23 protein-coding genes are annotated in these 20,735 nt (G+C 70.4%); 12 read left to right on the top strand and 11 right to left on the bottom strand.

What is annotated here, in order from left to right:
- Window positions 1–50: 50 nt before the first annotated feature.
- The 4 genes from ACFWIW_RS40980 to ACFWIW_RS40965 are packed head-to-tail and all read right to left on the bottom strand — an operon-like array spanning window position 51 to window position 2,757.
- The gene (locus ACFWIW_RS40980; protein ID WP_034320386.1) at window positions 51–728 is read right to left on the bottom strand and encodes a uracil-DNA glycosylase; all 678 of its coding nucleotides are present in this window, start codon (window positions 726–728) and stop codon (window positions 51–53) included.
- A gap of 11 nt (window positions 729–739) precedes the next feature.
- Window positions 740–1,270 (bottom strand): gamma carbonic anhydrase family protein, encoded by a 531-nt coding sequence (locus ACFWIW_RS40975; protein WP_037342086.1) that lies wholly within the window; start codon window positions 1,268–1,270, stop codon window positions 740–742.
- An 8-nt stretch (window positions 1,271–1,278) separates the two neighbouring features.
- Window positions 1,279–1,749, bottom strand: a complete 471-nt coding sequence (locus ACFWIW_RS40970) for a GNAT family N-acetyltransferase (RefSeq protein ID WP_378373415.1) — start codon at window positions 1,747–1,749, stop codon at window positions 1,279–1,281.
- Between the two features lie 51 nt (window positions 1,750–1,800).
- Entirely contained in the window at window positions 1,801–2,757 is a 957-nt protein-coding gene (locus ACFWIW_RS40965) for a thiamine-phosphate kinase (RefSeq protein WP_378373414.1), read from the bottom strand.
- 133 nt (window positions 2,758–2,890) lie between these two features.
- Between ACFWIW_RS40965 and ACFWIW_RS40960 the strand changes: the two genes are divergently transcribed.
- Together ACFWIW_RS40960 and ACFWIW_RS40955 are read left to right on the top strand one after the other, a co-directional pair.
- Complete coding sequence (locus ACFWIW_RS40960) at window positions 2,891–3,124, top strand: Lrp/AsnC ligand binding domain-containing protein (protein WP_005160289.1); 234 nt, start codon at window positions 2,891–2,893, stop codon at window positions 3,122–3,124.
- Between the two features lie 19 nt (window positions 3,125–3,143).
- A complete protein-coding gene (locus ACFWIW_RS40955; protein ID WP_378373413.1) occupies window positions 3,144–3,686 on the top strand; it encodes a DUF3515 domain-containing protein in 543 nt (180 codons plus the stop codon).
- Between the two features lie 4 nt (window positions 3,687–3,690).
- Here the strand turns inward: ACFWIW_RS40955 and ACFWIW_RS40950 are convergent, their stop codons facing one another.
- Together ACFWIW_RS40950 and ACFWIW_RS40945 are read right to left on the bottom strand one after the other, a co-directional pair.
- A complete protein-coding gene (locus tag ACFWIW_RS40950) occupies window positions 3,691–4,659 on the bottom strand; it encodes a zinc-binding dehydrogenase (protein WP_378373412.1) in 969 nt (322 codons plus the stop codon).
- Between the two features lie 33 nt (window positions 4,660–4,692).
- Window positions 4,693–6,051: a PLP-dependent aminotransferase family protein gene (locus tag ACFWIW_RS40945; RefSeq protein ID WP_378373411.1), complete on the bottom strand. Its 1,359-nt coding sequence runs from the start codon at window positions 6,049–6,051 to the stop codon at window positions 4,693–4,695.
- Window positions 6,052–6,141: 90 nt separating this feature from the next.
- On the opposite strand from ACFWIW_RS40945, the gene ACFWIW_RS40940 reads away from it, so the two are divergent.
- A complete protein-coding gene (locus ACFWIW_RS40940; RefSeq protein WP_240594414.1) occupies window positions 6,142–6,795 on the top strand; it encodes a pyridoxamine 5'-phosphate oxidase family protein in 654 nt (217 codons plus the stop codon).
- 44 nt (window positions 6,796–6,839) lie between these two features.
- On the opposite strand, the gene ACFWIW_RS40935 is transcribed toward ACFWIW_RS40940, so the two are convergent.
- Together ACFWIW_RS40935 and ACFWIW_RS40930 are read right to left on the bottom strand one after the other, a co-directional pair.
- On the bottom strand, window positions 6,840–8,276 hold the full coding sequence (locus tag ACFWIW_RS40935) for a sensor histidine kinase (protein ID WP_378373410.1): 1,437 nt from the start codon (window positions 8,274–8,276) through the stop codon (window positions 6,840–6,842).
- Window positions 8,273–8,968, bottom strand: a complete 696-nt coding sequence (locus tag ACFWIW_RS40930; RefSeq protein ID WP_240594416.1) for a response regulator transcription factor — start codon at window positions 8,966–8,968, stop codon at window positions 8,273–8,275. Before ACFWIW_RS40930 ends, ACFWIW_RS40935 begins: the two co-directional genes overlap by 4 nt.
- 145 nt (window positions 8,969–9,113) lie before the next feature.
- On the opposite strand from ACFWIW_RS40930, the gene ACFWIW_RS40925 reads away from it, so the two are divergent.
- The 6 genes from ACFWIW_RS40925 (at window position 9,114) to ACFWIW_RS40900 (ending at window position 13,976) form a co-directional block, all read left to right on the top strand.
- Window positions 9,114–10,451 (top strand): ferric reductase-like transmembrane domain-containing protein, encoded by a 1,338-nt coding sequence (locus tag ACFWIW_RS40925; protein ID WP_378373417.1) that lies wholly within the window; start codon window positions 9,114–9,116, stop codon window positions 10,449–10,451.
- A 17-nt stretch (window positions 10,452–10,468) separates the two neighbouring features.
- Window positions 10,469–10,885: an FMN-binding protein gene (locus ACFWIW_RS40920; RefSeq protein ID WP_240594418.1), complete on the top strand. Its 417-nt coding sequence runs from the start codon at window positions 10,469–10,471 to the stop codon at window positions 10,883–10,885.
- Window positions 10,882–11,619, top strand: a complete 738-nt coding sequence (locus ACFWIW_RS40915; protein WP_378373409.1) for an FAD:protein FMN transferase — start codon at window positions 10,882–10,884, stop codon at window positions 11,617–11,619. Before ACFWIW_RS40920 ends, ACFWIW_RS40915 begins: the two co-directional genes overlap by 4 nt.
- A gap of 42 nt (window positions 11,620–11,661) precedes the next feature.
- A complete protein-coding gene (locus ACFWIW_RS40910) occupies window positions 11,662–12,042 on the top strand; it encodes a VOC family protein (RefSeq protein WP_125736798.1) in 381 nt (126 codons plus the stop codon).
- A complete protein-coding gene (locus ACFWIW_RS40905; protein ID WP_378373408.1) occupies window positions 12,039–12,866 on the top strand; it encodes a class I SAM-dependent methyltransferase in 828 nt (275 codons plus the stop codon). Before ACFWIW_RS40910 ends, ACFWIW_RS40905 begins: the two co-directional genes overlap by 4 nt.
- A 96-nt stretch (window positions 12,867–12,962) precedes the next feature.
- Window positions 12,963–13,976, top strand: coding sequence for an asparaginase (locus ACFWIW_RS40900; RefSeq protein ID WP_378373407.1), 1,014 nt, complete (start codon window positions 12,963–12,965; stop codon window positions 13,974–13,976).
- Between the two features lie 19 nt (window positions 13,977–13,995).
- Here the strand turns inward: ACFWIW_RS40900 and ACFWIW_RS40895 are convergent, their stop codons facing one another.
- The 3 genes from ACFWIW_RS40895 to ACFWIW_RS40885 all read right to left on the bottom strand — a co-directional run bounded on the left by ACFWIW_RS40895 (window position 13,996) and on the right by ACFWIW_RS40885 (window position 16,668).
- The gene (locus ACFWIW_RS40895) at window positions 13,996–14,475 is read right to left on the bottom strand and encodes a cysteine dioxygenase (RefSeq protein WP_378373406.1); all 480 of its coding nucleotides are present in this window, start codon (window positions 14,473–14,475) and stop codon (window positions 13,996–13,998) included.
- A 436-nt stretch (window positions 14,476–14,911) separates the two neighbouring features.
- Entirely contained in the window at window positions 14,912–15,925 is a 1,014-nt protein-coding gene (locus tag ACFWIW_RS40890; RefSeq protein WP_378373405.1) for an NAD(P)H-dependent glycerol-3-phosphate dehydrogenase, read from the bottom strand.
- Window positions 15,925–16,668, bottom strand: a complete 744-nt coding sequence (locus ACFWIW_RS40885) for a lysophospholipid acyltransferase family protein (protein ID WP_378373404.1) — start codon at window positions 16,666–16,668, stop codon at window positions 15,925–15,927. Before ACFWIW_RS40885 ends, ACFWIW_RS40890 begins: the two co-directional genes overlap by 1 nt.
- Before the next feature lie 66 nt (window positions 16,669–16,734).
- Between ACFWIW_RS40885 and cofC the strand changes: the two genes are divergently transcribed.
- From cofC to ACFWIW_RS40870, 3 genes are read left to right on the top strand one after another with little or no spacing between them, the layout of a single operon-like run.
- Window positions 16,735–17,364, top strand: coding sequence for a 2-phospho-L-lactate guanylyltransferase (gene cofC / locus ACFWIW_RS40880; protein WP_378373416.1), 630 nt, complete (start codon window positions 16,735–16,737; stop codon window positions 17,362–17,364).
- A 58-nt stretch (window positions 17,365–17,422) separates the two neighbouring features.
- The gene (locus ACFWIW_RS40875) at window positions 17,423–19,726 is read left to right on the top strand and encodes an RNA degradosome polyphosphate kinase (RefSeq protein WP_378373403.1); all 2,304 of its coding nucleotides are present in this window, start codon (window positions 17,423–17,425) and stop codon (window positions 19,724–19,726) included.
- On the top strand, window positions 19,723–20,658 hold the full coding sequence (locus ACFWIW_RS40870; protein ID WP_378373402.1) for an NUDIX domain-containing protein: 936 nt from the start codon (window positions 19,723–19,725) through the stop codon (window positions 20,656–20,658). Before ACFWIW_RS40875 ends, ACFWIW_RS40870 begins: the two co-directional genes overlap by 4 nt.
- Window positions 20,659–20,735 lie beyond the last annotated feature (77 nt).

The raw sequence follows: 20,735 nt of genomic DNA, 5'->3' as shown, positions 1-20,735 counted from the left end.
TCCCTCGGCTGAGCCGAGGGAAGGGGCCCTTCACGCACCAATAGCGGGCCTTAGGGCAGCTTCCAGTCGACCGGGCCGGCGCCCTGCTGCTCCAGCAGCTGGTTCGCCCGGCTGAAGGGCCGCGAGCCGAAGAAGCCGGCGTGCGCCGAAAGCGGGCTCGGGTGCGCCGACTCGATGCACGGCACCTTCCCCAGCATCGGCTTCAGGTTCCGCGCGTTGCGGCCCCACAGGATCGCCACCATCGGCTCGTCCCGCGCGGCGAGGGCCTTGATGGCCTGCTCGGTGACCGCTTCCCAGCCCTTGCCCTGATGCGAGTTCGACTTGCCGGGCTGCACGGTCAGCGACCTGTTGAGCAGCAGGACACCCTGGTCGGCCCACGGCGTCAGGTCGCCGTTCGACGGCAGCGGGTGCCCGAGGTCTTCGCAGTACTCCTTGTAGATGTTGATCAGGCTCTTCGGGATCGGCCGGACGTCCGGCGCCACCGAGAAGCTCAGCCCGACCGCGTGCCCGGGCGTCGGGTACGGGTCCTGCCCGACGATCAGCACCCGCACGTCGTGGAACGGCTGCTGGAACGCCCGCAGCACGTGTTCACCCGCCGGGAGATAGGTCCGGCCCGCGGCGATCTCCGCGCGGAGGAATTCCCCCATCGCGGCGACCTGCGGCGCCACCGGTTCGAGGGCCTGCGCCCAGCCTGCTTCGACGATGTCCTGCAGCGGTCGTGCGGTCACGGCGTGCGAGCTTACTCACGTCCGTCGAGCCGGCGGAGTTCGACCCGGAACCGGGCCGCGCGCTCGACATACCCGTCCACCACCAGCTTGATCATGTCCGGCCCGAACGACGTGTTCGGCCGGGTCTTCGCCGGCACGCCGAGTGCGATATGCCCACTGTCCACATAGGACCCATAGGAGAGAACCGCGCCCGCGCCGACCATCCCGCCGTCCTCGACGACGGTTCCGTTCAGTACCACCGATCCCGAGGCGATCAGGCAGCCCTCGCCGATCCGCGCGCCCTCGATGTGCACGGAATGCCCGACGGCGGAGGACTTCCCGATGATCGTCGGCTCCTTGCGGGTGCAGTGCAGGACGCAGCCGTCCTGGACGTTGGACCGCTCGCCGATCTCGATGTACCCGTGGTCGCCGCGCAGGACGGTCTGCGGCCACACCGACGCGAACGCCGCGATCCGGACGTCGCCGATCACCGTGGCGTCGGGGTGGACGTAGGCGTCCGGGTGGATCGACGGTTCGAGGTCGCCCAGTGCGTAGATCGGCATGCGTTCTCCTAGACCAGCGGCTTGCCGTAGCAGATGCTTTCCGGCTCGTCCTTGTAGTACCCGAAACCCGGGATCTCCCGGTATCCGGACGATTCGTACAGCGCGATGGCCTCCGGCTGCCTGTCCCCGGTCTCCAGCACCATGCGCAGCCGTCCGGCCTCGGCGGCCGTCCGTTCCAGATCGGCGAGGATCGCCCTCGCCAATCCGCGGCCTCGCGCCGAAGCCATCACGAACACCCGTTTCATCTCGGCATCGCCCGGCAACAGGGGTTCCGGCCCATCGTGCGCCCGCCAGGCACCGCACGCGACCGGTACGTCGTCGAGGTAGGCGGCGATGAACAGCCCTTTCGGCGGGGCGAACTGCGCCGCGTCCATCGGTGTCTCGTCTTCGCTGCCGTACCGGGCGGCCAGTTCGAGCTGCGCTTCGGCCAGCAGTTTCACCGCGTCGGGGTGGTCGTAGGCCAGCACACGAAGGTCCATGAGCGCGAGATTAGCGAGAAGGCCCGCCGTTCCCCAAAGCAGATCGCGCCCCTACCGCCAGTGCTGCCAGCCGCTGTCGTGTCCGTACCGTTTCCCGTCCACCGTCACCCCCGAATCCGGCATGGTGACCACGCCGATCTCGGTCCAGCCCTCCGGCAGTTCGGCGAACGAGGGGAAGGTGGCCGCGAACGCGTGGTCCTCGCCGCCGGTGAGCACCCATTTCAGCGGGTCGGCGCCGAGCGCGGTGCCGACCTCGGTCAGCCTGCTCGACACGTCGAGATCCGCGGTCCGCACGTCGATCCCCACGCCCGACGCCTCGGCGATGTGGCCGAGATCGGACAGGAGCCCGTCGGACACGTCGATCATCGAAGTCGCGCCGCCGTCGGCCGCGCGGATGCCCGCCTCGTAATCCGGCTCGGGACAGCGCTGCGCGTTGACCACGCTGACCGGTGACCGGAAACCCCGGCCGAGCACGGCGAGACCGGCGGCCGCCCAGCCGAGCCGTCCGCAGACCGCGACGACGTCGCCAGGCCGCGCGCCGGACCTCGTCACCGGCTCCCGACCGCCGAGGTCACCCAGGGCGGTGACACTGATCACGATCTGGTCGGCGCGCACCATGTCGCCGCCGACGATCCCGACCCCGGCGCGATCGGCTTCGAGCCACATGCCCTGGGTGAGTTCGGTGACGAGTGCCGTCGGGGTGTCCGACGGGCAGGCGAATCCCATGAGGACGGACGTCGGGCGGGCGCCCATCGCGGCGATGTCGGTGAGGTTCACCGCGACCGCCTTGCGGCCCACCTGCTCGGCACTGGACCAGTCGAGCCGGAAGTGGACGCCCTGCACGAGGACGTCGGTGGAGGCCACCGTCCGGCCGTCGGGGGTGGCCACGACGGCCGCGTCGTCCCCCGGTCCGAGCAGGGTCGACTCCGGCTGTTTCCGGCCTGCCGTCACCGCTTCGATCAACCGGAATTCACCGGTCCCGGCGACCGTGCCGTCGTTCGGTGACACCCGTCACCTCCACTTTCCCTTGTCCGGACAAATATCGATCACCGATAGTCGGAAGCCCTAGGTTTTTCCCGGGGCTGGCGATACGTTGCTACAACGTTCCTACCTTGAGCCGACTTTTACGAAGGGGCGCGCCGTGGTCCACGCATACATCCTCATCCAGACCGAGGTCGGCAAAGCCGCCGCGGTCGCCGCGGAGATCTCCACCATCTCCGGTGTCACCAGTTCGGAGGATGTCACCGGCCCCTACGACGTGATCGTCAAGGCCGCGGCCGACACCGTCGACCAGCTCGGCCAGCTCGTGGTCGCCAAGGTGCAGAACGTGGAGGGCATCACGCGTACGCTGACCTGCCCGGTGGTGCATCTGTAAGAGGTGGTGTAGTGGTCCGGTGGCTGACACGGACACCGGCGCTCCCCCGAAACCCCTGCTGATCGCGGCCGCCTGCCTGGCGATCCTGCTCGTCGTGGGGGTGGCCGTCTTCGGGCTGACCCGCGGCGCGGAATCCGATGCCCCGGCCGCCGACGGCCCGCTCCCGCTCGTCCCGGTCCCGGCTCCGCAGTCGGGGTCACCCGAATGCGCGAAACTCATCGGCGCGCTCCCCCACGAGCTCACGTCGTCCGGCACCACGCTGGTCCGGCGGACGCTGGCCGATCCCGCTCCCGAGGCGACGATCGGCTGGGGCACCGGCGACCCGGTGGTCCTGCGGTGCGGTCTCGGGAAGCCGCCGGAGCTGACCCGGACCTCGCAGCTGCGGACGATCAACGGCGTCCAATGGCTGCAGGTCGAGGGTGAGGGCACCGCGACGTGGTTCGTGGTGGACCGCCCCGTCTACACCGCGCTCACCGTGCCGGACACCGCGGGGACCGGGCCGCTCCAGACCGTTTCCGAGGTCATCGCCGCCAATCTCCCCGCGGTGCCGCTGCGGTTCTGAGCGATCAGGGCAGGAGCAGGCTCTTCCCGGTGTACCGCCGCGCCTCGATGTCCGAGTGCGCGGCGGACGCCTCCGCCAGCGGATACGTCCGGCCGATGACCGGCGTCAGCTTCCCGTCCGCCGCCCGCCGCAGCACTTCCCGCACCCGGCGCGGGTTGTCCGGCCAGAATCCGACCAGTTGCGCCATGTCCACAACGGACAGCCGGGCGCGGTCGGCGTCGCCGATCACGGTCTCCGCTCCGCTGGACATGCCGTAGCCGGAGAACCGGCCGCCGTTCCTCAGCAACGCGAGCGAGGCGGCGCCGAGCTCGCCGCCGACGCCGTCGAAGACCACGTCCAGGCGGTGGCCGCCGGTGAGGGCGAGGACCTCGCCCGTCCAGTCCGCCGCCGAGTAGTCGACCGGCTCGGCGCCCAGTTTCCGCGCGATCGCCGCCTTTTCGGCACCGCGGACCGCCGCGAAGACCGTCGCGCCCGCGGCGCGGGCGAGCTGCACCAGCACGCTGCCGAGCCCGCCGACGCCGGGCACCACCAGGATTCGCTCCCCGGCGGTGACCGGGGTCTTCTCCAGCAACGCCAGCGCGGTACTGCCGTCGTCGAACAAGGCCACCGCGTGCCGGGGATCCAGCCCCTCCGGAATCACGAACGTGTCGTCCGGAAGTGCGACGACCGTGTCCGCGTATCCCCCGCCGTATCCACCGGGCGCGTGGGTGAGGACCTGCTCGCCCAGCCAGGTCGCGTCCACTCCGGCACCCACCGCGTCGACGGTGCCCGCCACCGAGCCTCCCGGCACGTACGGCGGCTCGACCGCGAACACGTCGGGCCCGTCGCCTCGCCGGATGAGGGTGTCGAGCCAGCCGACCCCGGCCGCCGTCACCGCGACGCGGAGCTGCCCCGCGCCGGGTTCGGGGGTGGGCACTTCGACCTGCTCGAGGACGCCGGGATCGCCGAACCGGGACACTCTGATCTCACGCATGGACGCAAGCTATGACCTCCAGCAAGGTGGAGGTCAACCGAGCACGGTGATCAGCGGCTTGAGCGCGGAATGGAGCGCCTCGCGCGAGCAGCCCGCGTAGCCGATGAGGTTCCCGAACACCGTCGGCGTCCCGGCGAAATGCCGGGCCAGCCCGTCGAGCCGGATCCCGGCGCGTTCCGCCGCCGCCATGCGCGCCGCCTCCTCGTCCGCGGATCCACAAGGGACGACCAGATGCGCGCCCGCGTCGTCGCCGAGTACCGGGATGCCCGCCGACGTCAGCGCGGCCGACACCAGTGACCGGCGCTCCGAAAGTTCCCGCCGGAGCTTCCGCAGATGCCTGCCCAGATCGCCGTGGCGCGCCAGCTCGGCGAGCACCCGCTGGCCCGCGGGCGACGGTCGCGTTCCGGTGGCCTCGCGGTACTCCAGCACCGCGGCCGCGACCGGGGCGGGCGCGACCATCCAGCCCGCGCCCAGCGCCGGGGTGAGGATCTTGCTGGTGGTACCGAGATGCGCGACGACGTCGGGCGCGAGCGCGGCCAGTAGCGGCAGCGGCGCGACGTCGAACCGCAGCTCGCCGTCGTAGTCGTCCTCGATCACCAGCATGCCTTGGGCACGGGCGAGTTCGACCAGCTCGACCCGGCGCGACGCGCTCATCCGGCTGCCGAGCGGGTACTGGTGCGCGGGTGAGCAGTAGACCGCTCGCACGTCGGCGGGAACGGCGTCCGGGCGCAGGCCCTCTTCGTCGACCGGGACGGGCACGACCTCCATCCCCGCCCGGCGGAACGCCTGCACGGCCCGCTGGTAACCCGGCTCTTCGATCGCGACACGGTCACCGCGCGAGAGCATCGAGCCGGCGAGTTCGATCACCGCGGCCGTCGTCCCGCCGGTCGCGAGCACCGTCCCGGCCGCGAGACCGCGGTGCCGCAGCAGATGTTCGGACACGGCGTCCCGGTACGCGGGCAGGCCCGCCCTGTCCTCGCGGTAGGTCGGGCGCGGATCGGCGGCGGCCCGCCACGCGCGGCGCCAAGCGGCCCTCTCGACGCCGTCGGCCCACGGGACGCCCGGGGTGAGGTCGACCAGCGTGGGCGGCGCGGCGGGGGCGCCGGGTGCGGGGCCCTTCGACGGCCTGTCCGCGGGCGGCGTGGTGGTGACGTACGTGCCGGAGCCGTGGCGGCCGGCGATCCAGCCCTCCGCGTGGAGCTGCTCGTACGCGGCCGACGTCACCGTGCGGCTGACGCCGAGACGGCTCGCGAGCGCCCTGGTCGAGGGCAGCCTGTCCCCGCCGCGCAGATGCCCGTCGCCCGCGGCCGCGCGCAACGCGTCGGCCAGCTGGACCGCGAGCGGGACGGCCGAATCGCGGTCGAGGCTGACCGGCAGAGCGGTGTCGGACATGGGTTACTCCACACTGGAGGGAAGTGGCCTTCTCAAGTATAGGAGAATTGGACATTATTACAGGCCACTCGCGTGGGTGAGACTGGTCGCATGTCGACCCCGCTCTCTCCCACCGACCGGACCACCCTCGGCCGCAAGAAGGACCGTGCGCTCACCGACCGCTCGGCGCTGTACGCGGTGCTCGACGAAGGCCTGATCTGCCATCTCGGCATCGTGCGCGACGGCGTCCCGCTGGTCATCCCGACCGGCTACGGCCGCGACGGGAACACGCTCTACCTGCACGGATCGACCGGGGCGAGGAGTATGCGCGATTCCGACGGCGTCGAGGTCTGCGTCACGGTGACCCTGCTCGACGGCATCGTCTACGCGCGCTCGGTCAACAACCACTCGATGAACTACCGCAGCGCGGTGATCCTGGGCAAGGCGGCCGCGGTCACCGATCGCGACCGGAAGATGCACGGCCTCCACGTGCTGACCGACCACCTCGCGCCCGGTTCTTGGGAACACGCGCGGGACATCAACGCGAAGGAGTTCGCGTCCGTTTCGGTGCTGGAGCTGGACCTCACCGAGGCGTCGGTGAAGATGCGCGGCGCAGGCCCCGACGATCCCGAGGACGACGTCGCGGCCGACCTCTCGTGGGCGGGGGTGCTGCCGGTGCGGACCGTGTTCGGGGAACCGGAGCCGTCGGCCGATCTCGTGGGCGAGTGGACGGTGCCGGACCATGTGAAGCGGCGCGTCGGGTAGTGGGCCTCGTGAGTGGTGAGGACGGTTCTAACCGTCCTCACCACTCACGAGCGGTGGCGCGGCAGCCGCACGGTGAACGTCGTCGCCCCCGGCACGCTCTCGACCTCGATCGTCCCGCCGTGCGCCGAAACCAGCGAGAGCACCACCGAGAGCCCGAGCCCGGTGCCGCCGTTGCCGCGGGTGCGGGCGGTGTCCACCCGGTAGAACCGGTCGAAGATCCGCTCCCGTGCATCCGGCGGGATGCCGGGCCCGGCGTCGCTCACCCGCAGGACGACCTCCGAGTCCGAAGCCGTGGCCGACAACGTGACCGGCGTCCCGGGCGGCGTGTGCACCGCGGCATTGGCGAGCAGATTGTCCAGCACCTGCCGCAGGCGCACCGGATCCGCTTGCAGGACAACACCTTCCGGTAACGCGCCGATGCTCAGCGGATGCTCCGGGCGTCCGGCGGCGAAGGCCTCCCCCGCGTCGGTGATCAGCTCGGCGACATCGACGCCGACCAGCCGCAGCGGCGCCTCGGTCTCCGGCGCGTCGAGGCGCGCGAGGAGCAGAAGGTCGTCGACGAGCACACTCATCCGCTGCGTCTCTTCCCTGATCTTCGACAGATGCGCCTCGCGTTCGGCGGGTTCGTTCGCCGCGGCGTAGCGGAAAAGCTCGGCGTAGCCCCGGATCGACGTCAGCGGGGTGCGCAGTTCGTGCGAGGCGTCGGCGATGAACCGCCGCAGCCGTTCGTTCGCCTCCCGGCGCGCGACCAGCGAGGAATCGAGGTGCGCCAGCATGACGTTGAACGCCGTCCGCAGTTCCTCGACCTCGGCGCCGCCGCCACTCGCCTGCGCGCGCACCGGGAGATCGGCGTTCGTGGTGAGGTCGTGCGACGCGATGTCGTGCGCCGTCCCGGCCATGTCGCTCAGCGGCCTCAGCCCGCGCCGCAGCACCAACCGCCCCGCGATCACCAGCACCGCGAGCGCCAGCAGGAACGCGACGACCTCGACCATGATCAGCTGGCTGACCGTCCGGTCCAGATCGGCCTGCGGCGCGGCGCTGACCAGCACGATGTTCTGCGCCGGTTCGATCGGGCAGGCCCGGACCCGGTAGGTGCCCTTGTCCTCGATGTAGACGGTGCGCAGGACCTCGGTCCGCGTCGCGTCCTCGGCGACCTTTGCCAGTGCCTTCGTGTCCGGCGGCAGGGAACCGCCCGCCTGCGGCTGCGCGTCGCCGTCGCGCACCGCGAAGACGGCGGAGAACCAGCCGTAGGCCTGCTGCGGTTTCCCGCCGTGCGTGGTGCGCAGCGACGGCACCTGGCTGATCTGGGTCTTGGCGAGCTGTTCGTCGAGCCGGTCGTTCAGATAGCCCTTCATGATGCCGACCATCACGGTGCCGACCACGGCGAACACGACCAGTGCCAGCGCGCCGAGCCCGAGCGCCAGCCGGGTCCCGAGCCTCGACCGGCGCCACGCGTCGTACCACCGGCGGAGCATCCTCATCTCGACGCCTGGCGCACGACGTAGCCCACGCCGCGCACGGTGTGGATCAGCGGCTCGTCGCCCGTGTCGAGTTTGCGGCGCAGATGCGAGATGACGAGTTCGACCACATTGGACCGGCCGCCGAAGTCGTACTCCCAGACGTGGTCGAGGATCTGCGCCTTCGTCATCACCGAAGGCGAATGCCGCATGAGGTAGCGCAGCAGTTCGTACTCGGTCGGGGTCAGGTCGGCCGGTTCGCCGTCGCGCGCGACCTCGCGGGTGTCCTCGTTGAGGGTCAGGTCGCCGACCCGCAGCACCGCGGCCTTCGCCTGATTGGTGCTCCGCCGCAGGACCGCGCGCAGCCGCGCCATCAGTTCCTCGACGGAGAACGGTTTGACGAGGTAGTCGTCACCGCCCCGGGTGAGCCCGGCGACCCGGTCGGCGGTCGCGTCCTTCGCGGTGAGGAAGACCACGGGTACCGCCGTCCCGGCCTCGCGGAGCTTGTCCAGCACGGTGAACCCGTCGATCCCGGGCAGCATCAGGTCGAGCACGACGATGTCGGGCACGAATTCGGCCGCCTTGGCCAGCGCGGCCTCACCTGATCCGGCGGTCACGGCCTGCCAGCCCTCGTAGCGGGCGACGGTGGCCACCAGATCGGCGATATGCGGCTCGTCGTCCACCACCAGCAGGCGCACGGGGTTCTCGGTGTTCACAACGCCATCCTCCGTGAACGCGCGCGCGAGGGCGAGGCGGGACCGCACACGACAGCAAGCCGACAGCTTCCGCCAAGAAAGGTCACAGGTTGGCACAGCAGGCTCGGGCACTGAACCGGACCGGAAGGGACCACGTGTGACCACCATGACGCAGACCGCCGTGAGACCGTGCCCGGCGATCCGCCCCAGGATCGCCGCGCGCGCCGGGCTCTTCCTCTTCCTCGGGGCCAACGTGGCCGCCGTGACCGCGCTCTTCTTCGCCGCCGGGCCGTCGGACAACGTGCTCATCAGCATCGGCAGGCTCGCCGGGCTGTACGGGGCCCTGACGATGGCGTTCCAGCTGCTGCTGGTCGCCCGGCTTCCCTGGCTCGACCGCCGCCTCGGCATGGACCGGCTCACCGGCTGGCACCGCTGGACCGGGTTCGGCCTGCTGTGGACGCTGCTCGCCCACTTCGTGTTCATCGTGTTCGGCTACGCGCAGGTCGAGGACAACGGCGTGGTGGACGAGTTCGTCACGATGGTGACCAAACTGGAGGGGATCCTGCGCGCGGTCGTCGCGTTCGCGCTGATCCTGCTCGTCGGCGCGGTTTCCGCCCGGTTCGCCCGGCGGCGGCTGGCGTACGAGACCTGGCACTTCATCCACCTCTACACCTACGCCGCGGTCGTGCTGGCGTTCACGCATCAAATCGCGCTGGGCGGATCGTTCGCGTCTTCGCCGGGGGCCCAGGTCTACTGGTGGGCGGTGTGGGGTGTCGCGCTCGGCTCCGTCGTCGCCGGCCGGGTGGTGCTGCCGCTGGCCCGGAATCTGCGGCACCGGTTGAAGGTCGTCGCCGTGGTGCCCGAATCCCGCGACGTCGTCTCGGTGTACATCTCCGGCAGGGATCTCGACAAGATGCCCGCGCGGGCGGGCCAGTTCTTCCTGTGGCGCTTCATGACCCGGGACCGTTGGTGGCAGGCGAATCCGTTCTCGCTCTCCGCCGCGCCGGACGGCCGCACCCTGCGCCTGACCGCGAAGGCCGCCGGAGACGGCAGCGCGTCCCTGCGGTCGCTCAAGGTCGGCACCCGGGTGTTCGCGGAAGGCCCGTACGGCGCGTTCACCACGATGCACCAACGGAAACCGGACGCGCTGCTGGTCGCGGGCGGCGTCGGGATCACCCCGATCCGCGCGCTGCTGGAGGAGATCTCCGGGCACGTCGTGGTGCTCTACCGCGTGCGCGACCAACGCGACGCCGTCCTCCTGCCGGAGCTGATCGGCTTGGCACGGGCGCGCGGCGCGGTCGTCCGAGTCCTCAGTGGACCGTCCGATCAGGCCGGTCCGGTCCTCGGCGCGCCCAATCTGCGGCGGCTGGTGCCGGACATCGCGGAGCGGGACGTCTTCGTCTGCGGCCCGCCCGGGATGACCTCGGCGACGCTGCGCAGCCTGCGGGAGCTGCGGGTGCCGAGCGGCCAGGTCCATGCCGAACGTTTCAGCCTCGCCGCCTGAACCAGGGAGACCCGATCATGAAGAAGACCATCGTCGCGGCCACGGTCGCGCTGTCGGCCGCCGGCTTCCTCGGTGTGTGGCTGTACGAACCCGGCCCGCTCGGCACGGAGACCGTGGCCGTCGCGGCGCCCGCCCCGTCGTCGCCGAGCGCGGACGGCGGAGCGGCCGAGGGCGCCGAACGCACCATCGACGGATCGGTGGAGAGCAACCGGTACGGCACCGTCCAGGTGCGGCTGGTGATCTCGGCCGAGGACAAGATCTCCGAAGTCCGCCTGCTGCAACGGCCGACGAGCGGCCGCGGGGTCGACGCGATCCCGATCCTGCAGGAGGAGACGCTGACCGCGCAGAGCGCCGACATCGACACCGTCTCCGGGGCGACGTCGACGAGCGAGTCGTACGTCAAATCGCTGCAGGCGGCGCTGGACGCCAGATGAACCGCGTCGAACAGGTGATGGGGCTGCCGGTCTCGGTCGACGTCCGGGCGGGCGGCGAACTCGCCGGCCACGCCATCGACGGCGTCTTCGGCTGGCTGCGGGAAGTCGACGCGCGGTTCAGCCCGTTCAAGGCGGGCAGCGAGGTCTGCCGCTACGACCGCGGCGAACTCTCGCCTTCGGAGCTGAGCGACGACCTCCTGGAAGTGCTTTCGCTGTGCGACCACTACGAACGGCTGTCCGGCGGGGCGTTCACCGCCCGGCTCCCCGGACGGCGGCTCGATCCGAACGCGGTGGTCAAGGGCTGGGCGGTGCAGAAGGCGGCGTCGCTGTTGCTGGCCGAAGGGTTGGACGTGTTCTGCATCAACGCCGGCGGCGACGTGATCACCTCCGGCGAACCGGAACCCGGCCGCGCCTGGCGGGTCGGCATCCGGCATCCCGAACGGCCCGACGCGATCTGCGCCGTGGTGGAATCGTCCGGCGGCGCGGTCGCGACCTCGGCCGAATACGAACGCGGCGCGCATATCCTCGACGGCCGGACCGGGCGCCCGCCCGTCGGGCTGCTGAGCGTCACGGTCGCCGCCGACGACCTCGTCACCGCGGATTCCCTCGCCACGGCCGCTTTCGCGATGGGGACCGAGGGGATCGCGTGGGTCGCGTCGCGGCCGGGCTGCCAGGTGCTGGTCATCGACGCGGACCGGCAGGTGCACCGGTCGCCGGGGCTGCGGCTGGCTTAAACCGTTGGCCGGGTCTCGCGGGCTCGGGCAGACTGCGGCGTCATGACCTCTGTCGTACAGAACTTCTTCTTCGACTGCGCCGACGCCTACGAACTGGGCCGTTTCTGGAGCGGTGTCGTCGGCAAACCGATGGCGGACGACGACCAGCCCGGCGATCCCGAGGCGATCATCGAGATGGACAACGGTGTCACGCTGTTCTTCGGACAGGTCCCGGAACCGAAGACGGTGAAGAACCGGATCCACCTCTGTCTTACGCCGGACATCCCGCGCGACGAGGAGGTGGAGCGCCTGCTGAAGCTCGGCGCGACCCTCCTGCACGACCGGCGCAATCCGGACGGCACCGGCTGGGCCGTCCTCGGAGACCCCGAGGGCAACGAATTCTGCGTGCTGCGCAGCGCCGCCGAGAAGGCCGCGACTTCGTGACGGACTACGTGACGGTCAACCGGGCGAACTGGGACGAACGCGCTCCCGCACACGCCGCTTCGGCCGACTACGGCTACGAGAAGTTCGTCGCGGACCCGACGCACCTCAGCGGCGTGGTCACCTTCGACCAGCCGCTGCTCGGCGATGTCTCCGGGGCGCGCGGGGTGCACCTGCAGTGCCATATCGGCACGGACACGCTTTCCCTGTCCCGCCTCGGCGCGCGGATGACCGGCCTCGACTTTTCCGCGCCCGCGCTGGAGATCGCGCGGCGGCTGGCCGCCGAGACCGGCGCGGAGATCGACTATCACGAGTCCGATGTGTACAGTGCCGCCGACGTGCTGGGCGCCGGGGAATTCGACCTCGTCTACACCGGCATCGGCGCGATCTGCTGGCTGCCGGACATCGCCCGCTGGGGGCAGGTCGTCGGGAAGCTGCTGAAGCCGGGCGGGCGGCTGTTCATCCGCGACATGCATCCGATGCTGGGCACCCTCGACGAGACGCAGCCGCTGCTCACACCGCGGTACCCGTACTTCGAGCAGGCCGAACCGCTGGTGTTCGACGAACCGGGGACCTATGTGGACACCGACGTTTCGTTCCAGCACAACCGGACGCACGAATGGAACCACGGGCTGGGCGAGATCGTCACTTCGCTGCTCGACGCGGGCCTGACGCTGACGCGGCTGGTGGAGCACGACAGTGTGCCGTGGAACGCGTTGCCCGGGTTGATGACCCTGAACGAGGCGACCGAGGAATGGCGGCTGACGGAGGATCCGCAGCGGCTTGCGGCGAGTTTCACCATCGAGGCCGTGAAGGCGCGGCGGTGAGCAAAGGGCCGCGGTGGGGAGTGGGTCGCGTCTCGTGAGTGGTAAGGACGGTTAGAACCGTCCTTACCACTCACGAGTTTTTGGGAGGATGTCCGTATGAGCGTCTCCCCTGAGAAACGACCCCTGGTCGCCGTCGCCGCACTGGGCGGCACCATTTCCATGATCCCCGGTGACGGCGAAGACCACGCCGTCCCCCGGCTCACCGCCGCCGACCTGCTCGGCGACCTGGGCGAGAACCTCGAGATGGACGTCCGCGCGGAGACGCTCGCGGGGATTTCCAGCGCCTCGATGGACTTCGCGACCCTGATCAGGACACGGGACTGGGCCGCCAGGGCCGTCGACGAGGGCGCTGAAGGCGTCGTCGTGATCCAGGGCACGGACACGCTCGAAGAGACCGCGTACTTCTTCGAGCTGACGTGGGCTTCCGAGGCGCCGATCGTGATCACCGGAGCGATGCGCAACCCCAGCCTGCCCAGCGCCGACGGCGCGGGGAACATCCTCGCCGCGCTGACCGTCGCCGCGGCCCCACGGAGCCGGGGCCGCGGCGCGCTGGTCGCGTTCAACGACGACGTCCACGCCGCACGCTGGGTCCGGAAGACGCATTCGAGCCACGTCGAGGCGTTCTCCTCGAACCCCGCCGGCCCGCTCGCGCTGGTCAGCGAGGGTTTGGTGCACTACTTCCACCCGGCGGCCGTCCGCCCGGCGGCGTTGCCGCTGGAGGACGCGGACTTCTCCGGGCTGGTGCCGATCGTCGAGAGCGGCGTCGAGGACACCGGCGAACTCCTGGAAACGCTGGTCAAGGCCGGGGTCAAGGGAGTGGTGCTCGCCGCCAACGGCGCCGGGCACGTTTCGGCGGGGACCGCCGACGTGATCGAGCGGGTTCTGCCGGAGGTGCCGATCGTGGTCGCCGGCCGCACCGGTGCCGGGCCGACGTTCCGCGGCACCTACGGTTTCCGGGGTTCGGAGTCGGATCTGATCGCGATGGGCGCGACGATGGCGGGCTGGCTTGACCCGCGCAAATCCCGGCTCCTGCTGCACACCCTGCTCGCCACCGGCGCCTCCCGCGAACGCGTCGAGGCCGAGTTCCGCCTGCGCGGCGACCTCGCCTGAAAGGGCCGCATTCAGAGGACTAAACGCGCGAGGGGCCAGAGATGGGGTCCAGGTGGTACGGCCGCATGGCGCGGGGCCGGTGCCGGTAGACGTGCACGCTGACGGCGGGATCCGGCCCGTCGTTGCGCACCTCGTGGATGTAGCCGGGGCCGAAGACGCGGGACTGCCCTTCCGACAGCGAGTGCAGCTCGGTCACGGCCCGGCCGTCGACCGCGCGCCGGGCGACGGTCTCGCTCAGCTTCCCGCTGACGACGGTGAACGCGCCCGCGGCGAATTCGTGGTCGTGCAGGTCGGTGTGCTGGCCGGGCAGCCAGCTCATCAACCAGATCTCCTGCAGTTCGTCGGCGTCGACGAGCGCCGAGAAGCGCTCGTCGGGGTCGTAACGCAGCAGGTGCCGCCAGCGGTCGCGGTCCGCGGCGAATTCGAGCGCGACGCGCACCGGGTGGCGCAGGGCGGGGTTTTCGGGAATGACGAGCGTGTTGTCCGGGACGGCGAACATGGAGGTGTCCTCGCAGAAGAAAGAAGGGTGTCGAACTGGGCCGGGGCTGGGTTCACCGACAACAACGACACGCGCACGCGACCGCACCAAGACCCGAGAGGCCCGGCGACACAGTCATCCCACGTGCGAACATGCGCCCAGCGAACCAGTGCGGAGCCCCGCGGTCAACAGCTCTCATACCGTGGACCGTGAGTTCTGCACCTGGCGTCCATGTTCGCAGCACGGATCCGTCCCCGGCTGTCGCGATATTGCGGTCTTCCAGTGTCTGTCGGTGAACCCGCGTCCGCGATCGACGTCGGCAGGGCGTTGCCTGGTCGAACCTCTCACTTTGACGGACAACGGCGCCCTGCCACCGCGATAGCGGGGCCTTCGGCCAGGGCGGGTTCACGCGTTGTGTCCATTTCGCGAGATACGTCGCAGCTCCGCCAACAGACTCTCAGGACCATTCGTGTTTTTGCGACCGCCCGAGCAGCTCGGCGCCCGCGCGCCGCGGGTCGACACCTTCGTGGCACACGCGGTGCATCGCGTCGGTGATCGGCATGTCCACCCCCAGGCTCATCGCGAGTTCCCGGATCGACGTGCACGATTTGACGCCCTCGGCGACCTGGCCGCCGGTGGCCGCCAGCGCCTGCTCCAGCGTCTCGCCCCGGCCGAGCCGCTCGCCGAAGGTCCGGTTGCGCGACAGCGGCGACGAGCAGGTCGCCACCAGGTCGCCGACGCCGGCGAGCCCGGCGAAGGTCAGCGGGTCGGCGCCCAGTTTCGCGCCGAGCCTGGCCATCTCGGCGAGCCCGCGGGTGATCAGCGTGGCGACGGTGTTCGCGCCGAGCCCGAGCCCCGCCGCCATCCCGCAGCTGAGCGCGATGACGTTCTTGCACGCGCCGCCCAGCTCGCAGCCGACGACGTCGGTGTTGGTGTACGGCCGGAAGTACTGGTTGAAGCTCGCCCGCTGGATCGCCTTGGCGTTGTCGTGGTCGGTGCAGGCCAGCACCGCCGCCGCGGGCTGCCCCAGCGCGATCTCCTTCGCCAGGTTCGGCCCGGACACGACCACGATCTGCCCGTCGTCGACCCGCGCGATCTCGGCGATGACCTCGCTCATCCGCTTGAGCGTGCCCAGTTCGACACCCTTCGCGAGGCTCACGAGGATCGCGTCGGACGGCAGCAGACCGGACCACTCCGACAGATTGGTCCGCAAGGTCTGGCTCGGCACGGCGAGGACCACGGCCTGCGCGCCGTCGAGGGCCTCGGCCGGATCGGCCGTCGCGGTGATCCGCTCCGGCAAGCCGATACCGGGCAGATAGGACGAATTGAGATGCCGCTCCCGGATCTCGGCCGCGACCTCGGGCCGCCGGGCCCAGATGGTCACGTCGCGGCCCGCGTCGCCGAGCACCTTGGCGAACGCCGTCCCCCACGATCCGGCGCCGAGCACGGTCACCCGCTGGACCTCGGCCATCAGGCGTCGTCCTCCGGTTTCTTCGCGGGCGGTTCCTCCTGCCGGATCTCCGCGAGCAGCGCGGTGATCTCCGTCATCATCAGGTCGGTGACCTCGCGCAGCTTGGACGCGCTGCGGGTCGAACCGTTCTTGTAGGCGGAAAGGTCCATCGGCTCGCCGACCAGATGCGTGATCGTCTTGCGCGGGAACGGGGTGAACTTCTTCGTGTAGCCGTTGAAGATGTGGTTCGTGCCCCAGCGGGCGATCGGGATCACCGGCACGTCGGTCTCCAGCGCGAGCCGCGCGGCCCCGGTGAACGGCTTCTTCGGCCAGCCGTCGGGGTCCTTGGTGATCGTCCCCTCCGGATAGATCACGACGACCTTGCCGTCACGCAACGCCTGGTGGGCGGCCTTGAGGCTGTCTCCGGCGGCGGCGGAACCGCGCGAGACCGGGATCTGGCCGGCGCCGACGAAGATCTTGCCGAACAGCGGCGCCCTGGTCAGGCTCTCCTTGCCGAGGAACCGCGGCACCCGCTTCTGCCGGTGCACGAACACCGCGTCCACCGCCGGATCCATGTGCGACACGTGGTTGAGCAGGAGCAGCGCGCCACCTTCGCGGGGGATCCGCTCGGCGTTGCGGTAGACCCGCTTGCCGATGGCCGTCGCCGGGTAGAACAGTGCGGCGGCGATGCCCACCCAGATGCCGCCCTTCTCACGCCGGGCCAATTCGTCCTCCTCGAAGTCACACGTGTCGTCCCAGGCCACTGATCCTGCCGCGCGTGTACGAGCGCGGTCCAGGGAGGGTCGGGTAAGAAGTGAGATGTGGACAGTGTGGGCTTCGACCTGATCGTGCCGATGAAACGCCCCGCCGAGGGCAAGTCACGGCTTCGCGGCGCGGTCGTGCCCGGGCGGCACGCCGAACTGGTGCTGGCGCTGGCCTACGACACGTTGTCCGCGGCGACCTCGGCGGACGGGGTCCGGCGGGTGCTGGTGGTCGCCGCCGACCCGGCGTCCGTGGCGGATCTCACCGAACTGGGCGTCGAGATCGTCACCGAACCGTCGCGCGGCGGCTTGAACGCGGCCCTGCGCCACGGCGAGGAGCTGCTGCGCCGGGACACGCCGTCCGGTCTCGTCGGTGCCCTGCAGGCCGACCTGCCCGCGCTGCGGACCGAAGACCTCACCGCCGCGCTGGCCGGGGCCGCCGGACATCGGGCGTTCGTCGCGGACCGGCAGGGAACGGGCACCACCCTGTTGCTCGCGGGCGACGGCCAGGCACTGGCGCCGCGCTTCGGCACGGGTTCCGCGCGGGCACACACCGCCTCCGGTGCGACCCCGCTCACGATCGCCGCGGAATCGCTTCGCGCCGACGTGGACACCGCGGATGATCTCGCTCACGTCCGCACCCTCGGTGTCGGAAAGCGCACCTCGACGCTGCTGGGAACACCCTGCGTGCTGATGTGACGAGAGTTCACCCTGCCGACCCGCACGCGGCGCACATAATCGCCCCGAGTGGTGAACAATGAAGCCCGTGAGCACAAATGACGGCGGCACCTCGAACTCGGCAAGGAAGCGGAAGACCTCCGCCGCGAAACCGGAACCGGACAGTGGCGCGGCGAAACCCGCCAGGACGAGAAAGAACAGCAGCCCGGCCCCGCGCACGGCCGTCCGCGCGACGCGCGGCGGTTCGGCGAGCCGTCCCGCCCAGGAGTTCCGCGCGCTGCCCGCCGCGCCGCCCGCGGTGACGGCGGCGCCAACGGCCGTCGGCAGCCTTCCCGACGACCGGTACTTCAACCGTGAGCTGTCGTGGCAGGACTTCAACGCGCGCGTGCTCGCGCTGGCCGAGGACGAGTCGCAGCCGCTGCTCGAACGCGCCAAGTTCCTGGCGATCTTCGCGTCCAATTTGGACGAGTTCTACATGGTGCGGGTCGCCGGGCTGAAACGCCGCGACGAGACCGGCCTCCCGGTCCGCAGCGCGGACGGGCTCACCCCGCGCGAACAGCTGGCGTACATCGCCAAACGCAACCAGGACCTGGTCGAGCGGCACACGAACGCCTTCGAGCTGCACCTGCGGCCGCAGCTGGCCGACGAGGACATCCACATCGTCGGCTGGAACGACCTGACCGGCGCCGACCAGCTCCGGCTGTCCAACTACTTCAGCGAGCAGATCTTCCCGGTGCTCACACCGCTGGCCGTGGATCCCGCGCACCCGTTCCCCTACATCTCCGGCCTTTCGCTCAACCTCGCGATCACCGTCCGGGACCCGGAGGCCGGCACCGAGCGGTTCGCGCGCGTCAAGGTGCCGAGCAACGTGCCGCGCCTGATGCGTATCGAGCAGCAGCCGCGTGAGGTCCGCACCGCGACCTTCCTGCCGCTGGAGGAACTGATCGCCGCGCACCTCGGCGAGCTGTTCACCGGTATGGAGGTCACCGAGCACCACGCGTTCCGCGTCACCCGCAACGCCGACTTCGAGGTCGAAGAGGACCGGGACGAGGATCTTCTCCAGGCGCTGGAACGTGAACTGGCGCAGCGGCGGTTCGGCCCGCCGGTACGGCTCGAAGTGGCGCAGGACATGAGCGAGCACATGCTCGAACTGCTGCTGCGCGAACTGGAGGTCGACCCGCGCGACGTCGTCGAGGTCCCGGGGCTGCTGGATCTGACCTGCCTGCACCAGTTGTCCGGCGTCGACCGGAAGGAGCTCAAGGACCGCCCTTTCGTTCCCGCCACGCATCCGGCGTTCGGTGAGCGCGAGACGCCGAAGTCGGTGTTCGCGACGCTGCGCGAGGGCGACGTCCTCGTGCACCACCCGTACGACTCGTTCTCCACCAGCGTCCAGCGGTTCATCGAACAGGCCGCCGCGGACGACAAGGTGCTGGCGATCAAGCAAACGCTGTACCGCACCTCCGGCGACTCCCCGATCGTCGACGCGCTGATCGACGCGGCCGAGGCGGGCAAGCAGGTCGTCGCGCTGGTCGAGATCAAGGCGCGGTTCGACGAACAGGCCAACATCACCTGGGCCCGCACACTGGAACGCGCGGGCGTGCACGTGGTCTACGGGCTCGTCGGGCTGAAGACGCACTGCAAGGTGTCGATGGTGGTGCGCCAGGAGGGTTCGACCATCCGCCGCTACTGCCATATCGGCACCGGCAACTACAACCCGAAGACGGCGCGCCTGTACGAGGATCTCGGCATCCTGACCGCCGACCCGACGATCGGCGCGGACCTGACGGATCTGTTCAACGTGCTGACCGGGTACTCCCGCCAGGACACCTACCGCAACATCCTCACGTCGCCGCACGGGATCCGGCGCGGCATCGTGCGCGCGATCGGCGAGGAGATCGAGCTCGCCCGCGCGGGCCAGACCGCCGGGATCCGGATCAAGTGCAACTCGCTCGTCGACGAGCAGGTGATCGACGCGCTGTACCACGCCTCGCAGGCCGGGGTGCCGGTCGACATCGTGGTGCGCGGGATCTGCGCGCTGAAGCCGGGCGTGGAGGGGCTGAGCGAGAACATCCACGTGCGCTCGATCCTCGGCCGTTTCCTGGAGCACTCACGGATCTTCACCTTCCTCGCCGGCGGCACGCGCTGGATCGGCAGCGCGGACATGATGCACCGCAACCTCGACCGCCGGATCGAAGCGCTGGTGCGGGTCAAGGATCCGAAACTCACGGCGCAGCTGGACTACATCTTCGAATCCGCGCTGCATCCCTCGACCCGGTGCTGGGTGCTGAACTCGACCGGCGAGTGGGCCCCGTTCCCGGCGTCCGGGGACGACGTCCGCGATCACCAGGTCGAGCTGGCGAAGCGCCACGGGGCGGCGGGATGAGCGGGATCGTGCGGGCGGCGGGAGCCGTTCTCTGGCGCCGTCAGGGCGACCGGATCGAGGTCGCGCTGGTGCACCGGCCACGGTACGACGATTGGTCGCTGCCGAAGGGAAAGCTGGATCCGGGCGAGACCATCGCGGGCGCGGCCGTCCGGGAGATCGCCGAGGAGACCGGATTCGAGGCGGTGCTCGGCCGCTATCTGGTCCGGACCGAATACACCGTGGCGGGAGCGCCGAAGACCGTCGACTACTTCTCCGCGCAGGCGGTTTCCGGCGCGTTCGCGCCGAACGAGGAGGTCGACGAGCTGCGCTGGCTCGACACGGAGTCGGCGGAGAAACTGTTGACGCGGCCGGGCGACGTCCGGGTGCTGCGCGAGTTCTCCGCGCTGCCGCCGGAACTCACCACGGTGATCCTGGTGCGGCACGCCAAAGCGGGTAAACGCGACGAGTGGAACGGCGACGACGACCTGCGTCCGCTTTCGGACGCGGGACAGCGCCAAGCCGAAGCACTGCGTTCGCTGCTGCGGCTTTACGCGCCCGGCAGGGTGCTCTCGGCGCCGCGGCTTCGGTGCGTCCAGACGGTGAACGGGCTCGCCGAGGATCTCGGGGTCGAGATCCGGCACGAGCCGCTGCTGTCGGAAGAGGGCTACTGGCCGGACCCGGTGCTCGGTGTCGCACGGCTCCTGGCCATCGCCGGCGACGGTGGGACGCCGGTGATCTCCAGCCAGGGCGGGGTGATCCCGGACGTCGTCAGCGCGCTGGCCGACCGCGACGGCGTCGACCTGACCGCCGCGCGCGGCGGTGTGGTGCCGTCGAAGAAGGGCTCGTTCTGGGTGCTGTCGTTCCGGGCCCCGACCGACGAGAACGGGCCGGTGCTCGTGGCCGCGGATTATTTCGCGTCGCCTTTGCCCACGCCCGCTCCCGCGCACCCCTGAGGCTTCATCGCGCGTGAAGGCCTCCTTCCCTCGGCTCACCCTCGGGTCGCTGGGCTTGAAGAGCTACATCGCTATTT

It is taken from the genome of Amycolatopsis sp. NPDC058340 (genome assembly GCF_042723975.1).
In the GTDB taxonomy this organism is placed as follows: domain Bacteria; phylum Actinomycetota; class Actinomycetes; order Mycobacteriales; family Pseudonocardiaceae; genus Amycolatopsis.
Note: the sequence above shows the minus strand (reverse complement) of the source record. Positions and strands in the feature narration are given on the sequence as shown.